Annotated in this window: 23 protein-coding genes; 9 read left to right on the top strand and 14 right to left on the bottom strand. The window is 61.6% G+C overall.

The window, feature by feature from the left end; translation table 11 throughout:
• Nucleotides 1-168 precede the first annotated feature (168 nt).
• From PverR02_RS07155 to PverR02_RS07140, 4 genes are all read left to right on the top strand, one after another.
• Nucleotides 169-1419 (top strand): OprD family porin, encoded by a 1251-nt coding sequence (locus PverR02_RS07155; RefSeq protein WP_079443014.1) that lies wholly within the window; start codon nt 169-171, stop codon nt 1417-1419.
• A gap of 160 nt (nt 1420-1579) precedes the next feature.
• Nucleotides 1580-3052, top strand: a complete 1473-nt coding sequence (locus PverR02_RS07150) for a M91 family zinc metallopeptidase (RefSeq protein ID WP_227778796.1) — start codon at nt 1580-1582, stop codon at nt 3050-3052.
• A gap of 111 nt (nt 3053-3163) precedes the next feature.
• Nucleotides 3164-4063: a polysaccharide deacetylase family protein gene (locus PverR02_RS07145; RefSeq protein ID WP_079443013.1), complete on the top strand. Its 900-nt coding sequence runs from the start codon at nt 3164-3166 to the stop codon at nt 4061-4063.
• 137 nt (nt 4064-4200) lie between these two features.
• The gene (locus PverR02_RS07140; RefSeq protein ID WP_079443012.1) at nt 4201-5667 is read left to right on the top strand and encodes a M91 family zinc metallopeptidase; all 1467 of its coding nucleotides are present in this window, start codon (nt 4201-4203) and stop codon (nt 5665-5667) included.
• An 88-nt stretch (nt 5668-5755) separates the two neighbouring features.
• On the opposite strand, the gene pcaC is transcribed toward PverR02_RS07140, so the two are convergent.
• From pcaC to pcaR, 11 genes are all read right to left on the bottom strand, one after another.
• Nucleotides 5756-6148 carry a 4-carboxymuconolactone decarboxylase gene (pcaC, locus tag PverR02_RS07135; RefSeq protein WP_017844824.1) on the bottom strand — a complete coding sequence of 131 codons (393 nt, stop codon included), beginning with the start codon at nt 6146-6148 and terminating at the stop codon, nt 5756-5758.
• 10 nt (nt 6149-6158) lie between these two features.
• The gene (pcaD, locus tag PverR02_RS07130) at nt 6159-6950 is read right to left on the bottom strand and encodes a 3-oxoadipate enol-lactonase (protein ID WP_046384423.1); all 792 of its coding nucleotides are present in this window, start codon (nt 6948-6950) and stop codon (nt 6159-6161) included.
• 10 nt (nt 6951-6960) lie between these two features.
• A complete protein-coding gene (locus tag PverR02_RS07125) occupies nt 6961-8325 on the bottom strand; it encodes a 3-carboxy-cis,cis-muconate cycloisomerase (protein WP_046384424.1) in 1365 nt (454 codons plus the stop codon).
• Between the two features lie 10 nt (nt 8326-8335).
• Nucleotides 8336-9631: an MFS family transporter gene (locus PverR02_RS07120; RefSeq protein ID WP_017844821.1), complete on the bottom strand. Its 1296-nt coding sequence runs from the start codon at nt 9629-9631 to the stop codon at nt 8336-8338.
• Nucleotides 9632-9817: 186 nt separating this feature from the next.
• Complete coding sequence (pcaG, locus tag PverR02_RS07115) at nt 9818-10384, bottom strand: protocatechuate 3,4-dioxygenase subunit alpha (protein WP_046384425.1); 567 nt, start codon at nt 10382-10384, stop codon at nt 9818-9820.
• Between the two features lies 1 nt (nt 10385).
• Nucleotides 10386-11090, bottom strand: coding sequence for a protocatechuate 3,4-dioxygenase subunit beta (gene pcaH / locus PverR02_RS07110; RefSeq protein WP_017844819.1), 705 nt, complete (start codon nt 11088-11090; stop codon nt 10386-10388).
• 17 nt (nt 11091-11107) lie between these two features.
• The gene (pcaF, locus tag PverR02_RS07105) at nt 11108-12313 is read right to left on the bottom strand and encodes a 3-oxoadipyl-CoA thiolase (RefSeq protein WP_174630499.1); all 1206 of its coding nucleotides are present in this window, start codon (nt 12311-12313) and stop codon (nt 11108-11110) included.
• A complete protein-coding gene (locus PverR02_RS07100; protein WP_017844817.1) occupies nt 12310-13089 on the bottom strand; it encodes a CoA-transferase subunit beta in 780 nt (259 codons plus the stop codon). Before PverR02_RS07100 ends, pcaF begins: the two co-directional genes overlap by 4 nt.
• Nucleotides 13089-13946 (bottom strand): CoA transferase subunit A, encoded by an 858-nt coding sequence (locus PverR02_RS07095; protein ID WP_079443010.1) that lies wholly within the window; start codon nt 13944-13946, stop codon nt 13089-13091. Before PverR02_RS07095 ends, PverR02_RS07100 begins: the two co-directional genes overlap by 1 nt.
• Before the next feature lie 171 nt (nt 13947-14117).
• Nucleotides 14118-15458 (bottom strand): MFS transporter, encoded by a 1341-nt coding sequence (locus PverR02_RS07090; RefSeq protein WP_079443009.1) that lies wholly within the window; start codon nt 15456-15458, stop codon nt 14118-14120.
• 144 nt (nt 15459-15602) lie between these two features.
• Nucleotides 15603-16445: a pca regulon transcriptional regulator PcaR gene (gene pcaR, locus PverR02_RS07085; protein ID WP_017844814.1), complete on the bottom strand. Its 843-nt coding sequence runs from the start codon at nt 16443-16445 to the stop codon at nt 15603-15605.
• Between the two features lie 541 nt (nt 16446-16986).
• On the opposite strand from pcaR, the gene PverR02_RS07080 reads away from it, so the two are divergent.
• Together PverR02_RS07080 and PverR02_RS07075 are read left to right on the top strand one after the other, a co-directional pair.
• Entirely contained in the window at nt 16987-17187 is a 201-nt protein-coding gene (locus PverR02_RS07080) for a hypothetical protein (protein ID WP_003172389.1), read from the top strand.
• Nucleotides 17188-17520: 333 nt separating this feature from the next.
• Entirely contained in the window at nt 17521-18996 is a 1476-nt protein-coding gene (locus tag PverR02_RS07075; protein WP_017844813.1) for an inorganic phosphate transporter, read from the top strand.
• A 176-nt stretch (nt 18997-19172) separates the two neighbouring features.
• Here PverR02_RS07075 and ccoM read toward each other — a convergent pair whose 3' ends face one another.
• The gene (ccoM, locus tag PverR02_RS32940) at nt 19173-19289 is read right to left on the bottom strand and encodes a cytochrome c oxidase subunit CcoM (protein ID WP_017844812.1); all 117 of its coding nucleotides are present in this window, start codon (nt 19287-19289) and stop codon (nt 19173-19175) included.
• Nucleotides 19290-19432: 143 nt separating this feature from the next.
• Nucleotides 19433-19594, bottom strand: a complete 162-nt coding sequence (locus PverR02_RS32255; protein ID WP_017844811.1) for a hypothetical protein — start codon at nt 19592-19594, stop codon at nt 19433-19435.
• A gap of 132 nt (nt 19595-19726) precedes the next feature.
• Here PverR02_RS32255 and PverR02_RS07070 point away from each other — a divergent pair, with 132 nt between their 5' ends.
• The 3 genes from PverR02_RS07070 to PverR02_RS07060 all read left to right on the top strand — a co-directional run bounded on the left by PverR02_RS07070 (nt 19727) and on the right by PverR02_RS07060 (nt 22142).
• Nucleotides 19727-20599: a LysR substrate-binding domain-containing protein gene (locus PverR02_RS07070; protein ID WP_046384429.1), complete on the top strand. Its 873-nt coding sequence runs from the start codon at nt 19727-19729 to the stop codon at nt 20597-20599.
• Between the two features lie 89 nt (nt 20600-20688).
• The gene (locus PverR02_RS07065) at nt 20689-20964 is read left to right on the top strand and encodes a RidA family protein (protein WP_079443008.1); all 276 of its coding nucleotides are present in this window, start codon (nt 20689-20691) and stop codon (nt 20962-20964) included.
• Nucleotides 20961-22142, top strand: coding sequence for an aminotransferase class V-fold PLP-dependent enzyme (locus tag PverR02_RS07060; RefSeq protein WP_079443007.1), 1182 nt, complete (start codon nt 20961-20963; stop codon nt 22140-22142). The genes PverR02_RS07065 and PverR02_RS07060 overlap by 4 nt, the downstream gene beginning before the upstream one ends.
• Here PverR02_RS07060 and PverR02_RS07055 read toward each other — a convergent pair.
• The gene (locus tag PverR02_RS07055) at nt 22139-22480 is read right to left on the bottom strand and encodes a hypothetical protein (protein WP_046384432.1); all 342 of its coding nucleotides are present in this window, start codon (nt 22478-22480) and stop codon (nt 22139-22141) included. The two genes, PverR02_RS07060 and PverR02_RS07055, sit on opposite strands and share 4 nt — an antisense overlap.
• Between the last annotated feature and the right edge of the window lie 86 nt (nt 22481-22566).

Here is a 22566-nt window from a genome sequence, read left to right as displayed (position 1 = left end):
TTCCCTCACCGGAAGCGGTTTTTTTATACCTGAGCGGTACCCACCGCGCCCGGACAAGTTGCGTTCGATCATCGCCCAAAACCCGCCCTCCCCCGATTGAACCACCCCCGCACTGCCCCGCACCATGGCCGCCACCTGCATAACCCCAATAACAACAGGTCCAATGCCATGAGCACTTTTCACCCTCGCCAGCTATTGCTGGCCACCGCAGTCGCCAGCCTCGCGTTTCCCGTCGTAGCCGAAGAACACGGCTTTATGGAGGACGCCAGCGCCAACCTCAACCTGCGCAATTTCTTCATCAACCGTAACTTCACCAACCCGACCAAAGCCCAGGGCGGCGCGCAGGAGTGGACGCAAAGTTTCATCCTCGACGCCAAGTCCGGCTTCACTCAGGGCACCGTGGGGTTTGGCGTGGATGTACTGGGGCTGTACTCGCTCAAGCTTGATGGCGGGCGCGGCACTGGCGGTTCACAGTTATTGCCGCTGGACCACGACGGCCGCCCCGCCGACGATTTCGGGCGCCTGGGTGTGGCGTTCAAGGCGCGGATTTCGAAGACCGAACTGAAGGTCGGCGAATGGATGCCGACGCTGCCGATCCTGCGCGCCGACGACGGCCGTTCCCTGCCGCAAACCCTGCGCGGCGGGCAGATCACCTCGAAGGAAATCGACGGCCTGACCCTCTACGGCGGCCAGTTCCGCGCCAACAGCCCGCGGGACGACAGCAGCATGTCGGACATGTCGATGGTCGGCAAAACCGCGTTCACCTCGGACCGCTTCAACTTCCAAGGCGGCGAATACGCCTTCAACGACAAACGTACGCAGATCGGCGTGTGGAACGCCCAGCTCAAGGACATCTACAGCCAGCAGTTCGTCAACCTGATCCACAGCCAGCCCTTCGGTGACTGGACCCTGGGCGCCAACCTCGGGTTCTTCTACGGCAAGGACGACGGCAGCGCCCGCGCAGGCGAGCTGGACAACAAAACCTGGTCCGGCCTGTTCTCGGCCAAGTACGGCGGCAACACCTTCTACGTCGGCCTGCAAAAACTCACCGGCAACAGCGCCTGGATGCGCGTCAACGGCACCAGCGGCGGCACCCTGGCCAACGACAGTTACAACTCCAGCTACGACAACGCCCAGGAGAAATCCTGGCAAGTGCGGCACGACTATAACTTTGCCGCCCTCGGCGTACCGGGCCTGACCTTGATGAACCGCTATATCAGCGGCAGCAACGTGCATACCGGCACCATCACCGACGGCAAGGAGTGGGGCCGCGAAAGCGAATTGGGCTACACGCTGCAGAGCGGCGCCCTGAAAAACCTTACGTTGCGCTGGCGCAATTCCAGCATCCGCCGCGACTTCAGCAACAATGAGTTCGATGAAAACCGCTTGATCGTCAGCTACCCGATCAGTCTGCTGTAAAGCCCTATTACACCTTGGCGGGAACGATTTGCTGCGGGTGGTCACTGTTAAGCGCCAGGGCTGATACCTGGTGCTTAAACAAGGACCACACATGGATGTTTTCAACGGTAGTACCCGCCTTCTCCCACGCCTCCTCGATGGCGTACCGCCCTTACCTGCAGTGCGCCCAGTAGCAACGTTCGACACTGGTCACTACGGGCTGGCCAAACCTGCCCATTTGCAGTTCCTCCCAGGCACATCGATCCAGACCTATCTGCACCCGTTCCTGAATGACGGCAATCTAAAAGCCAGCGGACAGTCGATATGGGAGCGCGGCTATTCCTTCAGCCTGAACAACAGCCTGCTCCTGGAAACCGGCAACGACGCGGACCAGGTCCACATCAGCCAGGCTTCTGACGATCAGTTGAACATTCGCCTCAATGGCCGGTTGTATCGTTTTGCCAGCCACGATAACGATGGCAAACCGCTGACCCTGTACCTGAAGACCCACGGCGGCAATGACCACGTACACATTGATGCCAACGTCATGCAGCCCATCGTGATTGAAGCGGGGGACGGCAATGACCGAATCCAGGCCGGCGGTGGCGACACCCGCGTAGTCGGCGGCAACGGTAACGACGTCGTGCGCCTTGGCAGCGGCCTTGGCTACGCCGAGGGCAATGACGGTGACGACCTGCTCATGGGCGGCAGCGGCGACAGCGTGCTCTATGGCAACAACGGCAATGACCGCCTCTATGCGGGCGCGGGATCGCGCCGAAAAGCCAGCTATCTGGATGGCGGCAACGGCAATGACCGGCTGTACGCCGGCTCCGGCCACACGGTGTTGCATGGCGGCACCGGGCACGATCGCTTGATCGGCCACGACCGAAGCACCTTCTACACCGGCGACGGTTATGACACCGTCATCGCCAATCGACCGGGCGACCGGATCTACGCCCAGCCCGGCGACTCGATCAACCACCTCAATGGCTCGCTATTGACGGCCGTGCCTGCCCACCCCGGCCCAATCAAGGGGTTTGCGATCAAGGGATCTGCCGCGTTCATCCAACGGGTCGAAGACGATTTGGCGCTGTTACGCCACTCTCCCCAAGGCCAGCAGATGCTCGCAGAGATGGACGCGGCTGCCGATCGCAACGGCGCCCCGGTAACGATTGTGGAAGATCGGCAGGAGAACGGCAGCGGGTACATCTACGGCAGCCAGGAACTCCAGGCCCTGCTGCAGGACGAACGTGCGCCGGTAGTCGGCGACGATCCCAAGTGGGGGTTCATGGTCGACGGAGTACCCGGGTCTCGGGCTGACCGCGCGCGCATTGAATACAACCGGTCCCAACTGAACCCCTCGGCGGGCACGACTCACCCGCCCATCATCGGGCTCTACCACGAAATGGCTCACGCCTATAACGCCGCCAACGGCACCGCCTTCACGGGTTCCACGCAGGAAGTATTCGAGGGGCAGGCGCACGAAGTACCTAACAGTGAACGCCAGGCCGTCGGCCTTGAGAGCAGCGCAGCCGCCTTTGATTTTGACAACGATCCTGCCACGCCAGCCATCACCACCAACCCCAAGCCCTTCACTGAAAACGCTTTGAACGAGGAAATGGGTAGGCCACTGCGAGCGCAATACGTAGGTTAAACCAGATCGCGTTTGTCAGCCTTTAACCCCACGTCGAGCATCTTGCGGTATCGTGCGCGCCTGCCGCTGCTGACCCATCCAGCAGCGGGTTTTATTCGAGCCTGCGCACCCATGAAATCTTTCGCCATCGCATCCGCCTTGCTTGCCCTGGCCTTGAGCCTCAGCGGCTGCATCAGCGCGCCCATCGCGCTGACGCCGCAGACCGAACAACGCCTGCAGGCCCAGGCGCCGATCCGTTTTCTGCTGACGTTTGATGACGGTCCCAGCGCCTCGGGGTACAACAACCCGACCCGCTCGGTGATGGCCGACCTGGCAAACAACCCGGTATTGCCGGGCATCAAGGCGGTGTTCTTTCTGCAGACCGAAGCCTCGCGCTCCGGCGGCAGTTCACGGGGCCGCAAGACCATGGAACGTGAGTTCGCGGCCGGGCATGTGCTGGCGTTCCACACGGCCACGGCCTTTCATACCAACCATCGCTGGTTGAGCGACACTGAGCTTGAACGCACCCTCAGCCAGGGCGCTGCGGATATCGCCGCGATCACCGGCGTGTCGCCGACGCTGGTGCGCCCGCCCTTCTGGAACTACGACCGGCGCACCTTCGCCGCCTACCAGCGCCACGGCATGAAGGTGTTGTTGACCGACCTGAGCGCCAACGACGGCAAGATCTGGGGCTTCAACGCCAGCCCGCGCCGCCGCGAGAACCTGATCCGCCAGCTGTCGGTGGTGCGCGAACGCATCGCCTTGGGGGAATTGCCGACAGTCGACGGCGTGATACCGGTGGTGGTGACCTTCCACGACATCAACCGCTACACCGCGCGGCATCTGCAAGAGTACCTGCAGATCCTGATGGACAGCGCCCGGATCGACGGCCTGAAGACCGCCGCCGAGCCGTTCTACACCGATCACGCAGCACTGGAGCGGGCGGCATTGGCGCGTACCGTGAAGCAAGCGAGTGAAGAAGTGCATCTGCCGGGGGTGTGGAATTGGGTGTGGGACGCCGATTCCAAGTGATGTGCGTTATCGGGCAGTGCGTTGTCTTTTTTCATGCATGCTGTAATGAAGTAGTTATCGTCATGCGGGAACCCCTCCAACTTTTTCACCACTGATCGGCGGTAAATCACCGACGCTCACAAGAAAGAGTATTGACGATGCAAACCTCTTCCGTTGCGCCTAAAGCGCCCGAACCTAATGCCCTCCCCGGCGGATCGCCAGCTCCAGGCGCCCCTGCACTCGTAAACAGCCCTCCCCCCCAGACCAGCAAGATTGTCAGTGACAAAAATGTCGATATCACACTGACAACCACGTCGTATCAGGGGGAAAGCGGGAAAAAAAATGTGACGATTCTAAAAATCGATACTGCCGATGGCGCGGACGACATTCACATCAGCAAAGGCGAACGCGGCCAACTCAATGCCATGATAAATGGCAAAAGTTATTTACTGCCCGCTGCTAACAGCGATGCGACAGCGATAGCCATCAGGGCGAACAAAGGTGACGACACCGTTCGCATTGATCCTGATGTGATGGCTTACACCCTAATCCATGGAGGTGAAGGTAACGATCATATACAGACCGGAGGTGGTAAAAGCCAAGTTTACGGCGGCGCAGGTAATGACATCATCCAACTGGGCAGCGCAAGCAGTTACGCTGGCGGTGACGACGGCGATGACACCATGATGGGCGGCACAGGCAATCACACCATGTACGGCGGGAACGGCAACGACCGCATGTACGCGGGTTACGGTCCTGACAGCAAAACCAGCTACATGGACGGGGGAAACGATGACGACCTGATGCACGGCGGAAGCGGCCACAACATCATGCACGGCGGCAAAGGCGATGATCAGATAAACGCTTATGGCCGAAGCCATATCTACACGGGTAGAGGTCAAGACAGCGTCTATTCCAACTCAAGCGACGACGTTGTGTACGGTAAACGCAGCGATCACCTGGGATTGCCATTCGGATTCAAGTTTATCGAGACCGTGCCATTGCCCGAAAATGCAGGGCGCAAGGCGATTGATATCGAAGGTTCCCCGGCATTCAAGCAACGGGTTGAGGATGACCTGGAGTTTTACCGAGGCTCTCCCAACAGCCAGCACATGTTGAATGAACTGGACGCCGCCGCAGAGCGCAGCGGAGCCAAAGTCACGATAATGCAAGATATCACTGATACTCACATCGTCGTGCCGCCGGAGGGCGTTCCCCTGGAAGAATGGCAGGACCCCACGATCATCCGCGATGGGGTCCGTGGCGCGGGCACGACAGAATCGTTTGTGACCTATAACCCGGTCATCCCCAGAGAAGCCTCGGACGAGTCGCGTGTGTTTCTGCCGACCACCACGACCCTGTACCACGAACTGGGTCACGCTTATAACGCAGCCACAGGCAGCACATTTCTCGGCAATACGGAAATTATCCGCCCGGACGGCACACGCACCCAGGAGCCCAATGATGAACGCCAGGTCGTCGGCCTGGAAACTGCCAGTCCGCCCTTCGACTTTGACAACGACCCCGCAACCGCGCCAACCACGTCAAATCCTTACCCACTGACCGAAAACGCGTTACGAGAAGAAATGGGCCTGCCCCTGAGAAAAAGCTACGGCTCCCTGTGAGTCGACCTGACCGCTCAGCCCCGTGACGGTCAGCGACCGCTCCTCGACAACCTGTTGCCTCTCGCCAGGAGTGCAGTGCCGAGTCGCACTAAGCGCGCGACTCGACCCCCAATTCATCCCACACCGATTCGGCCAGATGAAACGTCGCATTCGCCGCCGGAATCCCGCAGTAGATCGCGCTTTGCATCAGCACTTCCTTGATCTCGGCACGGGTCACGCCATTGCTGGCGGCGGCGCGCAGGTGCAGTTTGAGTTCTTCGCCGCGGTTCATGCCGATCAGCATGGCGATGGTGATCAAACTGCGGGTGTGCCTGGGCAGGCCGGGGCGTGTCCAGATATCGCCCCAGGCGTGGCGGGTGATCATGTCCTGGAATTCGCTGTTGAACTCGGTCAAGGCATTCAGGCTGCGGTCGACATGCGCGTCGCCCAGCACTTCGCGGCGCACTTGCAGGCCGTCGGCGTAACGTTGTTTCTCGTCCACAAAAGACTCCTCAGCGGGCCAGCAGAAATTGAATGACCCGGTCGCTGAACGCGGCACCGGCTTGCACGTTGGACAGGTGGGCGGCGTAGAACTCGGCGTACTCGGCCCCCTGTACCTGGCGCTGGATAAAGTGGCTGCCGGCGGGCGGTGTGACAGCGTCTTCAGTGCCGGCGATCACCAGGGTCGGCACGTGGATCGCCGACAGTTGCTCGCTAAAGTCTGCATCGCGCACCGCTGCGCAATTGGCGGCGTAGCCCTGGGGCGAGGTGGCCGCGAGCATGTCGGTAATGCGCTTGGCCTGCTGCGGGTTGGCCGCCGCGAAATCGGCGGTGAACCAGCGCGCAATCGACGCGTCGCGCAGCGCCACCATCGCGGCCGCACCGTCGCGCAGGACCATCTCGATACGCGGGTTCCACACGTCTGATGTACCGATCTTGGCCGCAGTGTTGCACACCACCAGGCGCTGCAAACGATCCCCCGCGTGAATCCCCAGCCATTGGCCGATCAGCCCGCCCATGGACAGCCCGCAGAAATGCGCGCGCGGGATGTCCAGCGCGTCCAGCAGCGCAATCACGTCGCGGCCGAGTTGTTCGATGCTGTAGGGGCCTTCGGTCACCAGGGATTGGCCGTGGCCACGGGTATCGAAGCGCAGCACGCGAAAGTGCTCGGCAAAGGCCGGGACCTGGGTGTCCCACATATTCAGGTCGGTGCCCAGCGAATTGGACAGCACCAGCACCGGTGCATCGATGGGGCCATCCAGTTGGTAATGCAGTTCGCCCTCGGCGAGTTGTACAAAAGCCACAGCAATCTCCTCAGGCAGTCAGTGCAAAGTGTTCGGTTACAGCGCGGCTGACCCAGGTTTGGGCCTGGCCCAGGTAGTGCGCCGGGTCGAGCAGGCGGTCCAGGTCTGTCGCCGACAACTCGGCGGTAATGAGCGGCTCATCGGCGAGGACGGCGCGCAGATGGCGTTGTTCGGCCACCGCGCGTTTGCAGCATTGCTCCAGCAGGTGGTGCGCGGTGTCGCGGCCCAGGCGCTGCGCGAGCACGATGCTGACGGCTTCGGCCAGCACCAGGCCCTGGGTCAGGTCGAGGTTGCGCGCCATGCGCTCGGGGTCGACTTCCAGCCCTGCGCTCACCAGCAGCGCCTGTTGCAATGCGCCAGAGACCAAGCGGCAAATCTCCGGCAGGGTTTCCCATTCGGCATGCCACAGGCCCAGGCTGCGTTCGTGTTCCTGGGGCATGGCGCTGAACAGTGTCGCCACCAGGCCGGGCACGCGGGTCGCAGCGCTGATCAGCACGGCGGCGCCCACCGGGTTGCGTTTGTGCGGCATGGTCGACGAGCCGCCTTTGCCGGGCGCCGCCGGCTCGAATACTTCCGCCGCCTCGGTCTGCATCAGCAGGCTGATATCGCGGCCCAGCTTGCCAAGGCTGCCGGCGATCAGACCCAACACGCTGGCGAACTCCACCAGGCGATCACGCTGGGTATGCCAGGGTTGCTCGGGCAACGTCAGTTGCAACTGCGCCGCCAACGCTTGGGCAACGGGCATTGCCTGTTCGCCAAGCGCAGCCAACGTGCCGGAGGCGCCGCCGAATTGCAGCACCAGCAAGCGCGGTTTCAGCTCGATCAAGCGCTGGCGGCTGCGGGTCACCGCGCCCAACCAACCGGCGATTTTCATGCCCAGGGTGACCGGCGTGGCATGCTGCAACCACGTCCGCCCGGCCAACGGTACAGCCGCATACCGCTGGGCCTGGGCTGCCAGAATATCGCCGAGGCGAGCCAGGTCGGCTTCGATCAACGCCAGCGCGCGCCGCAGTTGCAGGACCAGGCCAGTGTCCATCACATCCTGGCTGGTCGCGCCCAAATGCACATAGCGTTCGGCACTCGGGTCTTCACCGGCCACCCACTTGCCCAGCGCCTTCACCAGCGGAATCGCCGAATTGCCCGCTGAGGCAATCGCCACACCGAGGGCGTCGACGTCATACAGCGACGCCAGGCACGCCTGGGCAATCGGCGCGACGGCCGCCTGCGGGATCAACCCGACCTGGGCCTCGGCCCGTGCCAGTGCGGCTTCGAAATCCAGCATGCCCTGCAGGCGCCCCTGGTCGCAGAACACCTCGGCCATGCTCTCAGCGCTGAAGTAAGCGTCGAACAGTTGGTTGCTCGTGCGCAGCGTCATACCGCCTCCTTTATAAATCGTGATGCAGGTACGCCGCCTGTTTCGGCAGGCGCAGGCTGAACAGGAAAGCCACCGCCATCATGCCGGTGACGTACCAATAAAAGGTGTTCTCCATGCCCAAGGATTTCAAACCCAAGGCCACGTATTCCGCCGAGCCGCCGAAGATTGCGTTGGCCACCGCATAAGCCAGGCCCACACCCAGGGCGCGCACCTGGGGCGGGAACATTTCCGCTTTCACCAGGCCGCTGATGGAGGTGTAGAAACTGACAATGGCCAACGCCAGCGTGATCAGCACAAACGCCAGGAACGGACTGCTGACGGTTTTCAGGCTGAGCAGGATCGGCACCGTAAACAAGGTACCCAGCGCGCCGAACCACAGCATCGAATTACGGCGACCGATCTTGTCGGCCAGCATGCCGAACAGCGGCTGCATGCACATATAAAGGAACAGCGCGCCGGTCATGATGTAGCTGGCGGTCTTGGCGTGCATCCCGGCGGTGTTCACCAGGTACTTCTGCATGTAGGTGGTGAACGTGTAGAAAATCAGCGAGCCACCGGCGGTATAGCCGAGCACGGTGATAAAGGCCGCTTTATGGTCACGGAACAACGCGGCGATGCTGCCGGCGTCCTTGTCTTCGCGCATTTCCTTGCTGGTGGTTTCTTTCAGGCTGCGACGCAGCAGCAGGGAGATCACCGCCGCGATGGCGCCGATCACGAACGGAATCCGCCAGCCCCAGGCGCGCAGTTCGTCTTCGCTGAGGATCTGTTGCAGGACCACCACCACCGACACCGCCAGCAGTTGCCCGCCGATCAGGGTCACGTACTGGAAGGAGGCGAAGAACCCACGCTGGCCCTTGAGCGCGACTTCACTCATGTAGGTCGCGGTGGTGCCGTATTCGCCGCCCACCGACAAGCCCTGGAACAGCCGCGCCACCAGCAGTAACGCCGGGGCCCAGGCGCCGATGTCTTTGTAGGTGGGTAGGAAGGCGATGACCAGGGAACCGGCGCACATCATCAGCACCGAGATCATCATCGAGTTTTTGCGCCCGTGCTTATCGGCCACCCGGCCAAACAGCCAGCCGCCGATGGGCCGCATCAAGAACCCGGCGGCGAACACCCCGGCGGTGTTGAGCAGTTGCACCGTGGGGTCGTCCGAGGGGAAAAACGCCGGGGCGAAGTAAATGGCGCAGAAGGCGTAGACGTAGAAGTCGAACCATTCGACGAGGTTGCCGGAGGATGCCCCGACAATCGCAAAAATCCGTTTGCTGCGCTCTTCTCCGGTGTAGTGACTGGTTGTTGTTGTCATTTTTTTTCACTCAGTGGGAATGGTTATAGCCTAGACACACTTTGCAACAGCCATGTTCCGCTTGTAGACATTTACATAGGTGTTGCCTGAAATGGCCTCATCGGGGGCAAGCCCCCTCCCACACTTGAATGTATTCACACATCAAAGGTGGGAGGGGGCTTGCCCCCGATAGGTTCTCAAGCCAACTCAGTAATCAAAGAACACCGTTTCCTTATCTGTCCCCTGCAACACCACATTCCACTGATGCACACCGTCCGCATCCCGCTTGGCAATCAAGGTACTGCGCCGCTCTGTGGGCACGCGCGCGAGCAACGGGTCATCCGCATTCAGCGCCTCACCGTCAAAATAAATCCGCGTGAGCAAGTGTTTCACCAGGCCACGGGCAAATACCAGCACCACCAGGTGCGGCGCCTGGGTCGTGCCCGCCAGCCCCGGCACGCTGCCCGGCTTGACGGTGGTAAAGCGGAAGCGCCCTTCAGCATCCACCGGCACCCGGCCGAAGCCTTCGAAGTTCGGGTCCAGCGCTTTGTCCTGGTCGTCCTCCGGGTGGTCGTACTTGCCGGCGGCATTGGCCTGCCAGACTTCCAGCATGGCGTCGTTGACGACATCACCGTTGCCATCCACCACTTGCCCGCTGATCGCCACGCGTTCGCCAAGGGTCGCGGCGTTGGCCAGGGCTTCGCGGTTCAGCCAGGTCAGGCCGATGTGGTAATACGGCCCGACGGTGTGGGACGTGGTCGCGTAAAGGCTCATCTCATTTCTCCATCGGCGTGGCGTCGCGGCCGCGCAGGACGATGTCCCAGCGGTAGCCGAGGGCATAGGAAGGAATGGTTTTTTCCAGGTCGAACGTGGCGATCAGGCGTTGCTTGGCCGAGGTGTCCGGTACGCAGTTGTAGATCGGGTCGTACTCGAGCAGCGGGTCGCCGGGGAAATACATCTGCGTGACCAGGCGCGTCAGCACGCTCGGGCCGAACAGCGAAAAATGGATATGCGCCGGGCGCCACGCATTGTGGTGGTTGCCCCACGGGTAGGCGCCGGGCTTGATGGTCTGGAACTGGTACCAGCCCTCGGCGTCGGTGACGGTACGCCCGGTGCCGGTGAAGTTCGGGTCGAGCGGCGCGTCGTGCAGATCGCGCGCGTGGTTGTAGCGGCCGGCCGCGTTGGCCTGCCAGATCTCCACGAGGATGCCCGGTACCGGCAGACCGTTTTCATCGAGTACGCGCCCGTGAACGATGATGCGCTCGCCCTGCGGCTCGCCGTCGTGCTGCGCAGTCAGGTCGTTGTCCTTCTCGTTGATGCGCTCGGCGCCGATGGTCGGGCCGGTGATTTCCGACAGGGAATGGGGCAGGAACACCAACGGCTGAGACGGCGAACGCAGGTTCGTCGACTGGTAGGCCGGGTGCAGGTAATCAGGTTGAGTGCCCGCTTGCGGGCGCCGGTAACCGGGCTTGTCACTCATGGAGCGGTCCTCTCTTATTAGATGCGTTCAATCGCCAGCGCCAGGCCCTGACCCACTCCAACACACATGGTCGCCAGACCTTTGCGGCCGCCGGTTTTTTCAAGTTGATGCAGGGCCGTCAGCACCAGTCGCGCACCGCTCATGCCCAGAGGATGGCCGAGGGCGATGGCGCCGCCGTTCGGGTTGACCTGGGGTGCGTCGTCGGCGATGCCCAATTCACGCAACACCGCCAGGCCCTGGCTGGCGAAGGCTTCGTTGAGTTCGATCACATCGAAATCGGTGACGGCCAGGCCCAGGCGTTCCACCAGCTTGCGAACCGCCGGCACCGGGCCGATGCCCATCACCCGTGGCGCGACACCGGCGCTGGCCATGCCCAACACTCGGGCACGGGCGGTCAGGCCATGTTTTTTCACGGCCTCGGCAGACGCAAGAATCAGCGCCGCCGCCCCGTCGTTCACACCCGACGCATTGCCGGCGGTGACGGTCTTGTCCGGGCCGTTGACCGGTTTGAGCCGGGCCAGGGTTTCCAGGGTGGTGTCGGCCCGTGGATGCTCATCGTGTTCCACCACGGTTTCGCCTTTTTTATGGGCGACCCGCACCGGCACGATTTCTTCGGCGAAGAACCCGGCGGCCTGGGCGGCGGCGGTGCGTTGCTGGCTGCGCAGGGCGAAGGCGTCCTGGTCGGCGCGGGACACATCGTAGTCGTCGGCGACGTTATCGGCGGTCTGCGGCATCGCATCCACGCCATACTGAGCCTTCATCAGCGGGTTGATGAAGCGCCAGCCGATGGTGGTGTCTTCGAGCTTCATGTTGCGCGAAAACGCCGTGTCAGCCTTGCCCATCACGAACGGCGCGCGGGACATCGACTCGACGCCGCCGGCAATCGCCAATTCCATTTCACCGCTGGCAATCGCACGAAAGGCGGTGCCGATCGCGTCCATGCCCGAAGCGCACAAACGGTTGAGGGTCACGCCGGGAATGCTCGACGGCAGGCCCGCCAGCAACAGCGCCATACGCGCGACGTTGCGGTTGTCTTCACCGGCCTGGTTGGCGCAGCCGAGGAACACTTCATCGACGGCGTGCCAATCCACGCTAGGGTTGCGTTCGATCAACGCCTTGATCGGCAGTGCCGCCAGGTCGTCGGCGCGCACCGTGGACAGGCCACCGCCGAAACGGCCGATGGGGGTACGAATTGCATCGCAGATAAATACGTCGCGCATCAGGCTTCTCCGGGTGCTTGGCCGTGGGCGGCCGCTGTGCGGGCTTCGAGATCACGTAGGGCGGTCAGCTCGACTGCCGTCGGTTCCGCGGTGGTGCTGACCTGATCGGCAAAGCGAATCGCCCAGCCGGTGGCCGCGACCACTTGCTCGCGGGTCACGCCGGGGTGCAGCGCGGTGACCACGAACTCATGGCTGCCCTCTTCCGGCTCCATGATGCACAGGTCGGTAATAATCCCGACAGGACCGGCGCCGGGCAGGCCCAGGCGCTTGCGTGAATCGCCGCCCTCGCCGTGGCCGACGGAGGTGATGAAGTCCAGCTTGTCGACAAACGAACGCGCCGACTGCTTGAGAATGATCAGCACGCTCTTGGCCGAGCCGGCAATCTCCGGCGCGCCACCGGCACCCGGCAGGCGCACTTTGGGCTGGTGATAATCGCCGACCACGGTGGTGTTGATATTGCCGAAACGGTCGACCTGGGCCGCGCCGAGAAAACCGACGTCGATGCGCCCGCCCTGCAGCCAGTAGCGAAAGATCTCACCGGTGGGGACGACAGTGTCGGCAGTTTCCGCCAACTCGCCGTCACCAATGGACAGCGGCAATACGCTGGGCTTGGCGCCAATCGGGCCGGACTCGTAGATCAGCACCACATCCGGCGAGGACGTCAGGCGCGCCAGGTTGGCCGCCTTGGACGGCAGGCCGATGCCGACAAAACACACCGAATCATTCTTCAGGCGGCGTGCAGCGGCGACGGTCATCATTTCATTGGTCGAGTAAGCCATTACTTGGCCTCCTGCGCGGCGGCCAGCTTGGCCTGGAATTCACTGAAATCGGCAGTGCCGTGGATGTATTCGTCAATCCAGGCGGTAAACGTCCCACGGTCGCGAGCGATCGGGTCCCAGGCCTGGTAGAAACGGTTATCGCGTTGGTTATAGCCATGGGCATAGGACGGATGCGCGCCACCAGGCACATGGCACACAGCCGTCAGCGCCCAGGTCGGCAGCACGCAGCTGTTCATTGGCGCGTTGAGGTCGTCGACGATTTCTTCGACGGTGACGATGCAACGCTTGGCGGCCAGCGCCGCTTCCTTCTGTACGCCAAGAATGCCCCAGAGCAGCACATTGCCCTTGCGGTCGGCCTTTTGCGCGTGGATCACGCTGACGTCCGGACGTACCGACGGCACCGCCGCCAGCACTTCGCCGGTGAATGGGCAGGTGACGGTCTTGATCAGCGGGTTGACCTTGGGCAGATCGGAACCAGCGTAGGCACGCAACACCGCGAACGGCAGGCCGGAAGCACCGGCGACGTAGGCATTGGCCAGGTCGGCGTGGCTGTGTTCCTCAATCTCCAGGGGTTGCGGCCAGTGTTTCTCGACCGCATCACGCAGGCGATGCAGGGAACCCACGCCAGGGTTGCCGCCCCAGGAAAAAATCAACTTGCGGGCGCAGCCGGCGCCGATCAACTGGTCGTAGATCAGGTCAGGCGTCATACGTACCAGCGTCAGGCCTTTCTTGCCCTGACGAATGATTTCATGACCCGCTGCCGTAGGGATCAGGTGGGTAAAGCCTTCCAGTGCGACAGTATCGCCGTCGTTCACAAATCGCTTCACCGCGTCACGCAGCGCAAGAATTTCAGCCATGGGTTCGGGCTCCCGGTGTGGATCGAAAAAGGCGCGAAGGTGGCGCCGAAGTGCTTGAAGATTAAGCCGGGGCAAAAAGCCAAACAATCCGATAATCGACACAGTGTTCGATTATCGAACCGATTGTTGTCTAGCTAATCTTTCTTGCACCCACAGGAAATGCGCGTGTCTTCAGGTGGCGTCGGCATGGCTGACCATGCCTTTGATCACCACGGCGGCCGTGGCCAATGCGGCGGGGATCACCAGCGCGGTGAGCACCTGCTCGAAGTTCCAGCCCAGGCCCAGCAAGGTGGCGCCCATCCACGCGCCGAGGATCGCGCCGAAGCGGCCGATACCGAGCATCCATGACACGCCGGTGGCGCGGCCCTGGGTCGGGTAGAAGCGTGCGGCCAGGGACGGCATCGCCGATTGCGCACCGTTGACGCACATCCCGGCGATCAGCACCAAGGTCGCCAACACGGTGATATTGCCCAGGCTCTGCCCTACCGCGTAGGCAAATACCCCGGCCAGCAGGTAGAACGTGCCGATGACCTTGTGCGGGTTGAACCGGTCCATCGCCCAGCCCACCCCGACCGCACTCAACACGCCACCAAACTGGAATAGCGCACCGATGAACGCGGCCTGTTCCATGGTCGCGCCACTGTCGCGCATCAGCGTGGGCAGCCAACTGGTCAGCAGGTACACAATCACCAGGCCCATGAAGTAGGTGAGCCAGAGCAACAAGGTGCCGGCGCTGTAGGTGCCGGAGAAGATCACCGCGAATACGTTGCGCGCCTTCACGGTTTTTTGCTCGGGCACGCTGAAACCGCTGGCTTGGGCGACGATGCCGGGCTCGATGGGTGACAAGGCTTTGCGCACCTTGTCGGTGCCGCGGTTGCGCACCACCAGGTAGCGCGCCGATTCCGGCAGCCATCCCCACAACACCACCGCGAGGATCAACGGCAAAATACCGCCGATGAGCAGCAAGCTGTGCCAGCCGAATGCCGGGATCAATTTGGCCGAGATAAACCCGCCACCGGCCATGCCCAGGTTGAAACCGCAGAACATGCTGGTCACCAGCAGCGATTTATGGCGTTCGGGGGTGTATTCGGACAGCAGCGTGGTGGCATTCGGCATACCGGCGCCCAACCCCAGGCCGGTGAGGAAGCGCAACACCAGCAACTGATCGACGTTGCTGCTGTAGGCCGAGGCCAGGCTGAAGGCGCCAAACACCAGCACCGCACTCACCAATACCACTTTGCGCCCGAAACGGTCCGCCAGCGGGCCGGAACCCAGGGCGCCGAATACCATGCCGATCAGCGCGGCGCTCATCACCGGGCCGAGGCTGGCGCGGTCAATGCCCCAGTCCTGGGACAGCGCGGGCGCGATGAAGCCCATGGCGGCGGTGTCGAGGCCATCGAGAAAGACAATCAGGAAACACAGGATCACCACACGCCACTGATAGCGTGACAGTGGCTGGGCGTTGATGAAGGACTGCACGTCCAGGGTGGTAGCGACAGAAGGTTGATTCATTATTGTTATTCCACACCGATGGCGGGCCAACGACCTGGGGTCGTCATTATTATTGGGCGGCGCTCAGAGCGCTGCCGCACAGTAATAACCCAGGGGAAACAACGTCAATTGATCGAACCGGGATCTGTGCGGTCACCGAACAGCTTAGGCAAACAGTTGCGCACTCAACTCACGGCTGGCGCTGAGCATGCTCGGCAGGAAGCGCTGCTCCAGTTCGCTGCGGCTGACACGACCGGCATGGGTACTCACGTTGAGCGCCGCCAGCACCTGGCCGGACGCGTCATACACCGGCACCGCAATGGAACGCAGGCCTTGTTCCAACTCCTGATCGACGATGCACCAACCCTGCTGGCGCACGTGTTGCAGACACTCGAACAAGGCTTCGGGCGTGGTAAGGGTGCGGCTGGTCTTGGTTTGCAGGTCGGCGTGGTCGAGGTAGTCCTGCAGCGACGCATCGTCCAGCGCCGCCAGCAGGATGCGGCCCATGGAAGTGCAGTACGCCGGCAAACGCCCGCCTACCGAGAGGTCCACGGAAATCAGGCGCTGCGTGGTGGCCGACCGGGCGATATAGAGGATGTCGTCACCTTCCAGGGTGGCCATGTTGCAGGCTTCGTGAAGCTGCTCGCTCATGCGGTCCAGGTACGGTTGAGCGGAGACCGCCAGCGGCGTCGAGGACAGATAGGCATGCCCGAGGGTCAGCACCTTGGGCAACAGCGAATAGGTGCGCCCGTCAGTGGTGGCGTAGCCGAGCTTGATCAAGGTGTGCAGGCAACGGCGCACGGCGGCGCGGGGGATTTCGGTACGGTGGCTGATTTGGGCGATGGTCAAGTGACGCTTGCGTTCCTGGAACGCCTGCACCACGGCCAGGCCACGGGCCAGGGAGGTCATGAAGTCCGGATCACCGGTGAATGCCTGGATGCGTTTGGCCGGTGAAGCCACGATCGGCGGCGCCGCTGACGCAAAGGAGTTGCGCAATTGATCGTTCATTTCAAGGTCCTCTTTATTATTTTCAACCGCTGGCGCTTATCGGCAACCGCGAAGGTTGCTCGCTATTGAAAGCCGCCCCGACCGGGATGCACAAGGTTGGGTCAGCAACGTTGGGCGATTATCGGACGATCATGCGATTATCGCAATTTTGCTGGCGCGATCATAAAAACCGGATTGCATGACAGCATTGGGCTTACGCCGGCATTTATGTCGGCCACTTCCCAACCAAGACTGACGCGTGCATGTAACAAAAGCCTCACACAACGTTGACGCTTTTTAACTTTATGATGATAGTGTTATTAAAATGCGCCGCTATAATGCAACCTGTGCAGAGGTCAGCCCGATATCCATATCGGGATGGGAGCTCGCCCGGCATCGTATGTTGATTATGCTGCCGTTTATAAATACCGGTTCAAGGAAGTCACCGCTGGCAATTCGTCTAAAGTTGAAGGGTTCACCTGCTCAACTTAAAACATGCCGAGGGCAATATTCGGGTGTAGCACTGCACGTTAATTAAACTCAACTCAAATTAGGTAACACTGTGACGAAAGATGAACTGCGCGCGGAACTTGAGCGCCAGGAGCAACGTTACAAGGACGTATACGGCGGGGAAGTCACCACCTACGCCGCTCAGCCTGAACCAGAGCGCAAGCCATGGCGCAAACGAGCGAGTCTGCTCGATCAGGCCTTTGCCCAGGAGATCCAAAAGATTGAACAGGAACTCAAAGCCGAAGAGCCATAAGCATCGAGGTTTGAGTCCAACGGGTTCTGCTGTCTCCGCCGGCTCACCGCCGGCGGAGGGCACCTCGCTCGCGGGTCAATTATTCAGCGTCCTGCTGCGACCAACGAAATTTCGTACAAATGTTTCAGAGATGACGTTTAGGTGACAAAACCCCACCTCTACGACGCCGCGCTTTGTAAATCAAAGACTTGCCGAGCCCCCGAAAACCCTGGGATGCGCGCTGCTGCCCGGCTTTTTTTCAATGAAGATTGTTACCGATGAGCAGCTAGTGCATCGATTACCGAGGTTTTCTGGCATAATCGCGCCCCCTTACGACCGGGTCAGAAAACCTTCATGATCGATTTATTCAGCGGACTGGATGCTTGGGTTCTCGTGAGCCTGCTGCTCGCCCTGGCCTTTGTCCTCGCCTTCGAGTTCATCAATGGCTTTCATGACACCGCTAACGCGGTGGCCACAGTCATCTATACCAAAGCCATGCCGCCGCATCTGGCCGTGTTCTTCTCCGGGTTGTTCAACTTCCTCGGCGTATTGCTCGGCGGTGTCGGTGTCGCCTACGCCATCGTGCATTTGCTGCCGGTGGAATTGCTGATCAATGTGAACACCGGCCATGGTCTGGCGATGGTCTTCTCATTATTGGCCGCGGCGATCACCTGGAACCTGGGCACCTGGTACTTCGGTATTCCCGCCTCCAGCTCGCACACCCTGATCGGCTCGATCCTGGGTGTCGGCCTCGCGAATGCGCTGATCAACGACATTCCCCTGGCTGACGGGGTGAACTGGCAGAAGGCGATCGATATCGGTGCGTCCCTGGTGTTCTCGCCCATGGCCGGCTTTCTGGTCGCAGCCCTGTTGCTGATCAGCCTGAAGTGGTGGCGTCCGCTGTCCAAGATGCATAAAACTCCGGACGAGCGCCGCAAGGTCGACGAGAAGAAGCGCCCGCCGTTCTGGAACCGCTTGGTTCTGGTGATTTCCGCCATGGCCGTGAGTTTCGTCCACGGCTCCAACGATGGGCAAAAAGGTATCGGCCTGATCATGCTGGTGCTGATCGGTATCGTGCCGGCGCAGTTCGTTCTCGACCTGGGCAGCACCACTTACCAGATCGAGCGTACCCGCGACGCCACCCTGCACCTGAACCAGTTCTACCAGCGCAATCAAGTAACCCTGGGCGAATTCCTGGCTCTGGGCAAAAGCGTGAAGGACGACCTGCCGGGCAAGTTCCGCTGCAACCCACAGCAGACTGAACCGACCATCAACGCGCTGCTCGACACCTTGAAAGGTGTTTCCGACTACCATTCGTTGACGTCCGACCAGCGCATTGAGGTACGCCGCTACCTGCTGTGCCTGGACGACACCGCGAAGAAAGTCGGCAAGCTGCCAGGCCTGGACGCCCGTGAGAAATCCGACCTCGACAAGCTGCGCAAAGACCTGACCGCCACCACCGAATACGCACCGTTCTGGGTGATTATCGCGGTCGCACTCGCCCTGGGCCTGGGCACCATGGTCGGCTGGAAGCGCGTGGTACTGACCATCGGCGAGAAGATCGGCAAGCAGGGCATGACTTATGCCCAAGGCATGTCAGCGCAAATCACCACCGCCAGCATGATCGCTCTGGCCAACATCTTCAGCCTGCCGGTATCGACAACGCACGTGTTGTCGTCCGGTGTTGCCGGCACCATGGTTGCCAACAAGAGCGGCCTGCAAGGCGGCACGGTGAAGACCATCCTGATGGCCTGGGTATTGACCCTGCCGGCGACCGTAGGCCTGTCGGCCGGGTTGTTCTGGATGGCGTCCAAGGCGCTGGGCAGCTGATAGCCCGCTGGCCATGACAAAGGTGCGATCCGCGAGGGTCGCACCTTTTTTTATGCGGTCGATCTCAAGCCGAACGCCGTTCAGAAGTGAGAGCGGTGTTGATTAAATCGCGGGCAAAAAAAAGGGCGACCGAAGTCGCCCAAAATGCCTTGCGTGCTCATGTAACCTGGAAAAACCTATGGTTTTTTACGCTTGTTCGCGTCTCTCCAGATAAAAAATCCAAACCCTACGAAGAACAACACCATGAGGCCAACTGTCAGCACTCCGGCAAATACCACATTATCGAAAAACATGACTGGCCTCCTGCTGTTGCCTTGTTGCGATAGGGCTAAGTTAAAGGAGAAGGCGGGTTGGGAAATTGACGAGGATCAATGTCGCCCACGACGGGGCGTAAAGAAGGGAAATAACTGACCTGCATCAATAGATGCAGGCTGTTTCAACGCTTTTTCGGTTTGTTTTTCGGTTTTTTCTTAACTTTTCCGAGCGGCATCGCCTGTTCAAACGCCTGGCGAACCTCATTCAGACGTTTATCGTTGAGGTCATGCACCCGTTTAGCGCGTTCGGCGTTCAGGTCGATCAGTTTGTCGTCATCACTCATGGCTTGGCTTACGTCGTGGCGGGGATCGCTTAATAATGCGGCCTCACTTGCCCGACAGCAAATCAGCGGGCGACAAAATGCAGGTCATCGCCCAAAATCGGCACTTCCCCCTTACCCAAGAGGCGCACACAGGTGGCACTGCACAAGGACCTTCCGCCGTTGCTGGCCCTGCGCGCCTTCGAGGCCGTGGCGCGGCACTTGAGCTTTATCAAGGCGGCCCATGAGTTGTCAGTGACCCAGAGTGCGCTCAGCCATCAGGTACACAAGCTCGAACAGTACCTGGGCAAACCACTATTTGTCCGACGCACCCGCGCGATTGATCTGACCGCAGACGGCCAACACTACTACGAGCAAATCCGCCCTGCCCTCGACCTGATCGCCGCTGCCACCCGCAGCCAACGGGTGGTGTCCAGCGTCACGGTGTTGCGCATCGGCTTGCTCGCGTCCTTTGCCACCTTATGGCTGGCGCCGCGCCTGGCGGGTTTTCTGCAACGCTACCCGCAGATCCAGGTGGAGCTGGTGCCAGCGATTCAACTGGCGAACGTCGCGGCGGCCGAGGTCGACCTGGCCATCCGCTATGGCAAGGGCGACTGGCCTGACGTGCAGGCCACGCGGCTGATGCCGGAAGTGCTCTCCCCCGTGTGCAGCCCGGCGTTCAAGGCCAGCCGGCAGCACAACGGCGCACTGCTGATGGCCACCTCGCACCGCCCGTTCGAATGGACGGATTGGTCCGGCCATTATCAAGTCGACCTCAGCCCGCATCCGCGCGTGGTGCTGCATGACTACAACATCGTGGTCGAAGCCGCCGTGGCCGGCCAAGGTATCGCCATGGGCCGTCACCGCTTGATCGAGCGTCGGCTCCAGGACGGCAGCCTGGTAGAAGCCTTCGACTGGCCGCCGTATCGCAGCGAAATCGGCTACTGGCTGATCGCGCCCCAAGGCCCCGCCAGCGCGGCGGCCGAATGTTTCAGCGCGTGGTTGAAGGCTGCCTGCGCCGACGCGTGAGTTATTTCGATACGTCGGATGATATCTATGCGTTTGCCGTCCATCACCTTGATCAACATGCTGAAACCTCTCAACCCAGAGGATTCAACATGCGCGATTCCATCCGCCAACGCGTGCAGGCCCTCGGCCTCACGCTGCCGACGCCCAGCCAGCCGATTGCCAATTACATCAACCATGTGATCAGCCGGAATCAGTTGTTTATCTCCGGGAAAATCCCATTGCTGGACGGCAAACCGGCCTATGTCGGCCGCCTGGGCGAATCCCTCGGCGACAAAGGCCGGCATGTACGCACCGCTGTCGGCGTGTCCAGCCTGCCGGGGGGCGTGGCGGTGGAAGTCGACGCCATGTTCGAGCTGCAGCCATGAGCCCGCTCGACGTCCAGCGCCTGCGCGAGGCCACGCCGGGTTGCCGGTCCGGTCTCGTACACTTCAACACGGCCGGTGCTGCATTGCCGAGCCAGGCGACCCTCGACACCATCATCGAGCAACTGCAACGCGAAGCGTGCGACGGCCCGATGGAGGCCTGCGAGCATGGCGCCATCCTGGTGGAAAAAGCCCGCCGCGCCGCCGGCCAGTTGCTCAATGCACCCACCGCGTCGATTGCCTTTGCCGGCAGCGGCTCGACCGCCTGGAGCCTGGCGTTCCAGGCGCTGGGCCGGTGGCAGCCGGGCGACAGGATTCTGGTGGGGCGCCACGAATGGGGCGGCAACCTGGCGAGCATGGAACTGGCGGTGCAGGCCGGTGCGCGAATCGAGGTGATCCCCTGCGATGAAACCGGCGCAGTCTGCCCGGTAGCCCTGGAAGCGATGATCGACGCAAGCGTGAAACTGATCGACCTGACCTGGCTCCCCGCCAATGGCGGCCTGATCAACCCCGCCCAGGCGATTGGTGAAGTGGCCAGGCGGCATGGCATCCCCTACTTCATCGATGCCGGCCAAGCGGTCGGCCAGGTGCCGGTGGATGTGCAGGCGCTGCACTGCGACGTGCTCAAGTCGGCGGGCCGCAAGCACCTGCGCGGGCCGCGGGGCACGGCGCTGCTGTACGTGCGGCCGGACTTTCTGGCGCGGTTGAACCCTGCGCAGCGCGATGTGTTTTCAGCGCCGTGGAGCGCCCAGGGGTTCGGCCTGCGCAACGATGCCCGACGCTTTGAAACCAGCGAAACGTCCTACGCCTTATTGGCAGGTTTGGGCAATGCGTTGCAGGAACTCAATCAACTGGGGATTGAACGGGTGTGGGACCGGGTCCGGCAGACCAGCGAGCGAATCCGCGAAACGTTGCGTCAGACTCCGGGAATCTCTCTGCATGACTTGGGCACCAGCCAATCAGGCTTGATCGCCTTCAACCTCGCCGGCTGGGACGCCTTCGAGCTCAAGCGTCGCCTGGAGCTCAAGCGCATCAATATCGGCGCCAACGATGTGGCATATACCCCACTGGATATGCAGGCACGAGGCCTGGCCAGCATTGCGCGAATCTCCGTCAGCCCGCTCAACACCGATCAGGACATTGAACGGCTGATGGCGGCCTTGCGCGAACTGCGCGATTAAACCTCGACGTCCACCCACAACCCTTGGCGCGGCGCGTCTTCGATCAGCGGCGCCACGGGCACGGTGTTATCGGCGTTGAGCTCGTCGCCCGGGATCGCCAAGTGCGCCTCCGGGTCGTCATCGGCTTCACGCCGGCGTTTCTGCTGCTCCTGCTGGCGACGTTGCTCCTCGCGCAGCAAAAACGTCGACTGCTCGGCATCGCCATTTTTCAGGTCGATCGTGCTCTCGTTGGAACTCGCTTGTACGGGCACCACGGGCGGAATATCGGGTTTTTGACGCACCGGGTCGAGTTGCGACGTGACCGGCACAACGCTGACGGGCAGCATAGGTGGCAGCATAATAGTTGTTCTCCTGTCAGCAGGCTGTCGGCGGGCGGCGGGCGGACTTGAGCGCAGGCTTGCCAACCTGTGACCCAGTCGACACT

The organism is Pseudomonas veronii, from assembly GCF_002028325.1.
GTDB lineage: Bacteria > Pseudomonadota > Gammaproteobacteria > Pseudomonadales > Pseudomonadaceae > Aquipseudomonas > Aquipseudomonas veronii.
Note: the sequence above shows the minus strand (reverse complement) of the source record. Positions and strands in the feature narration are given on the sequence as shown.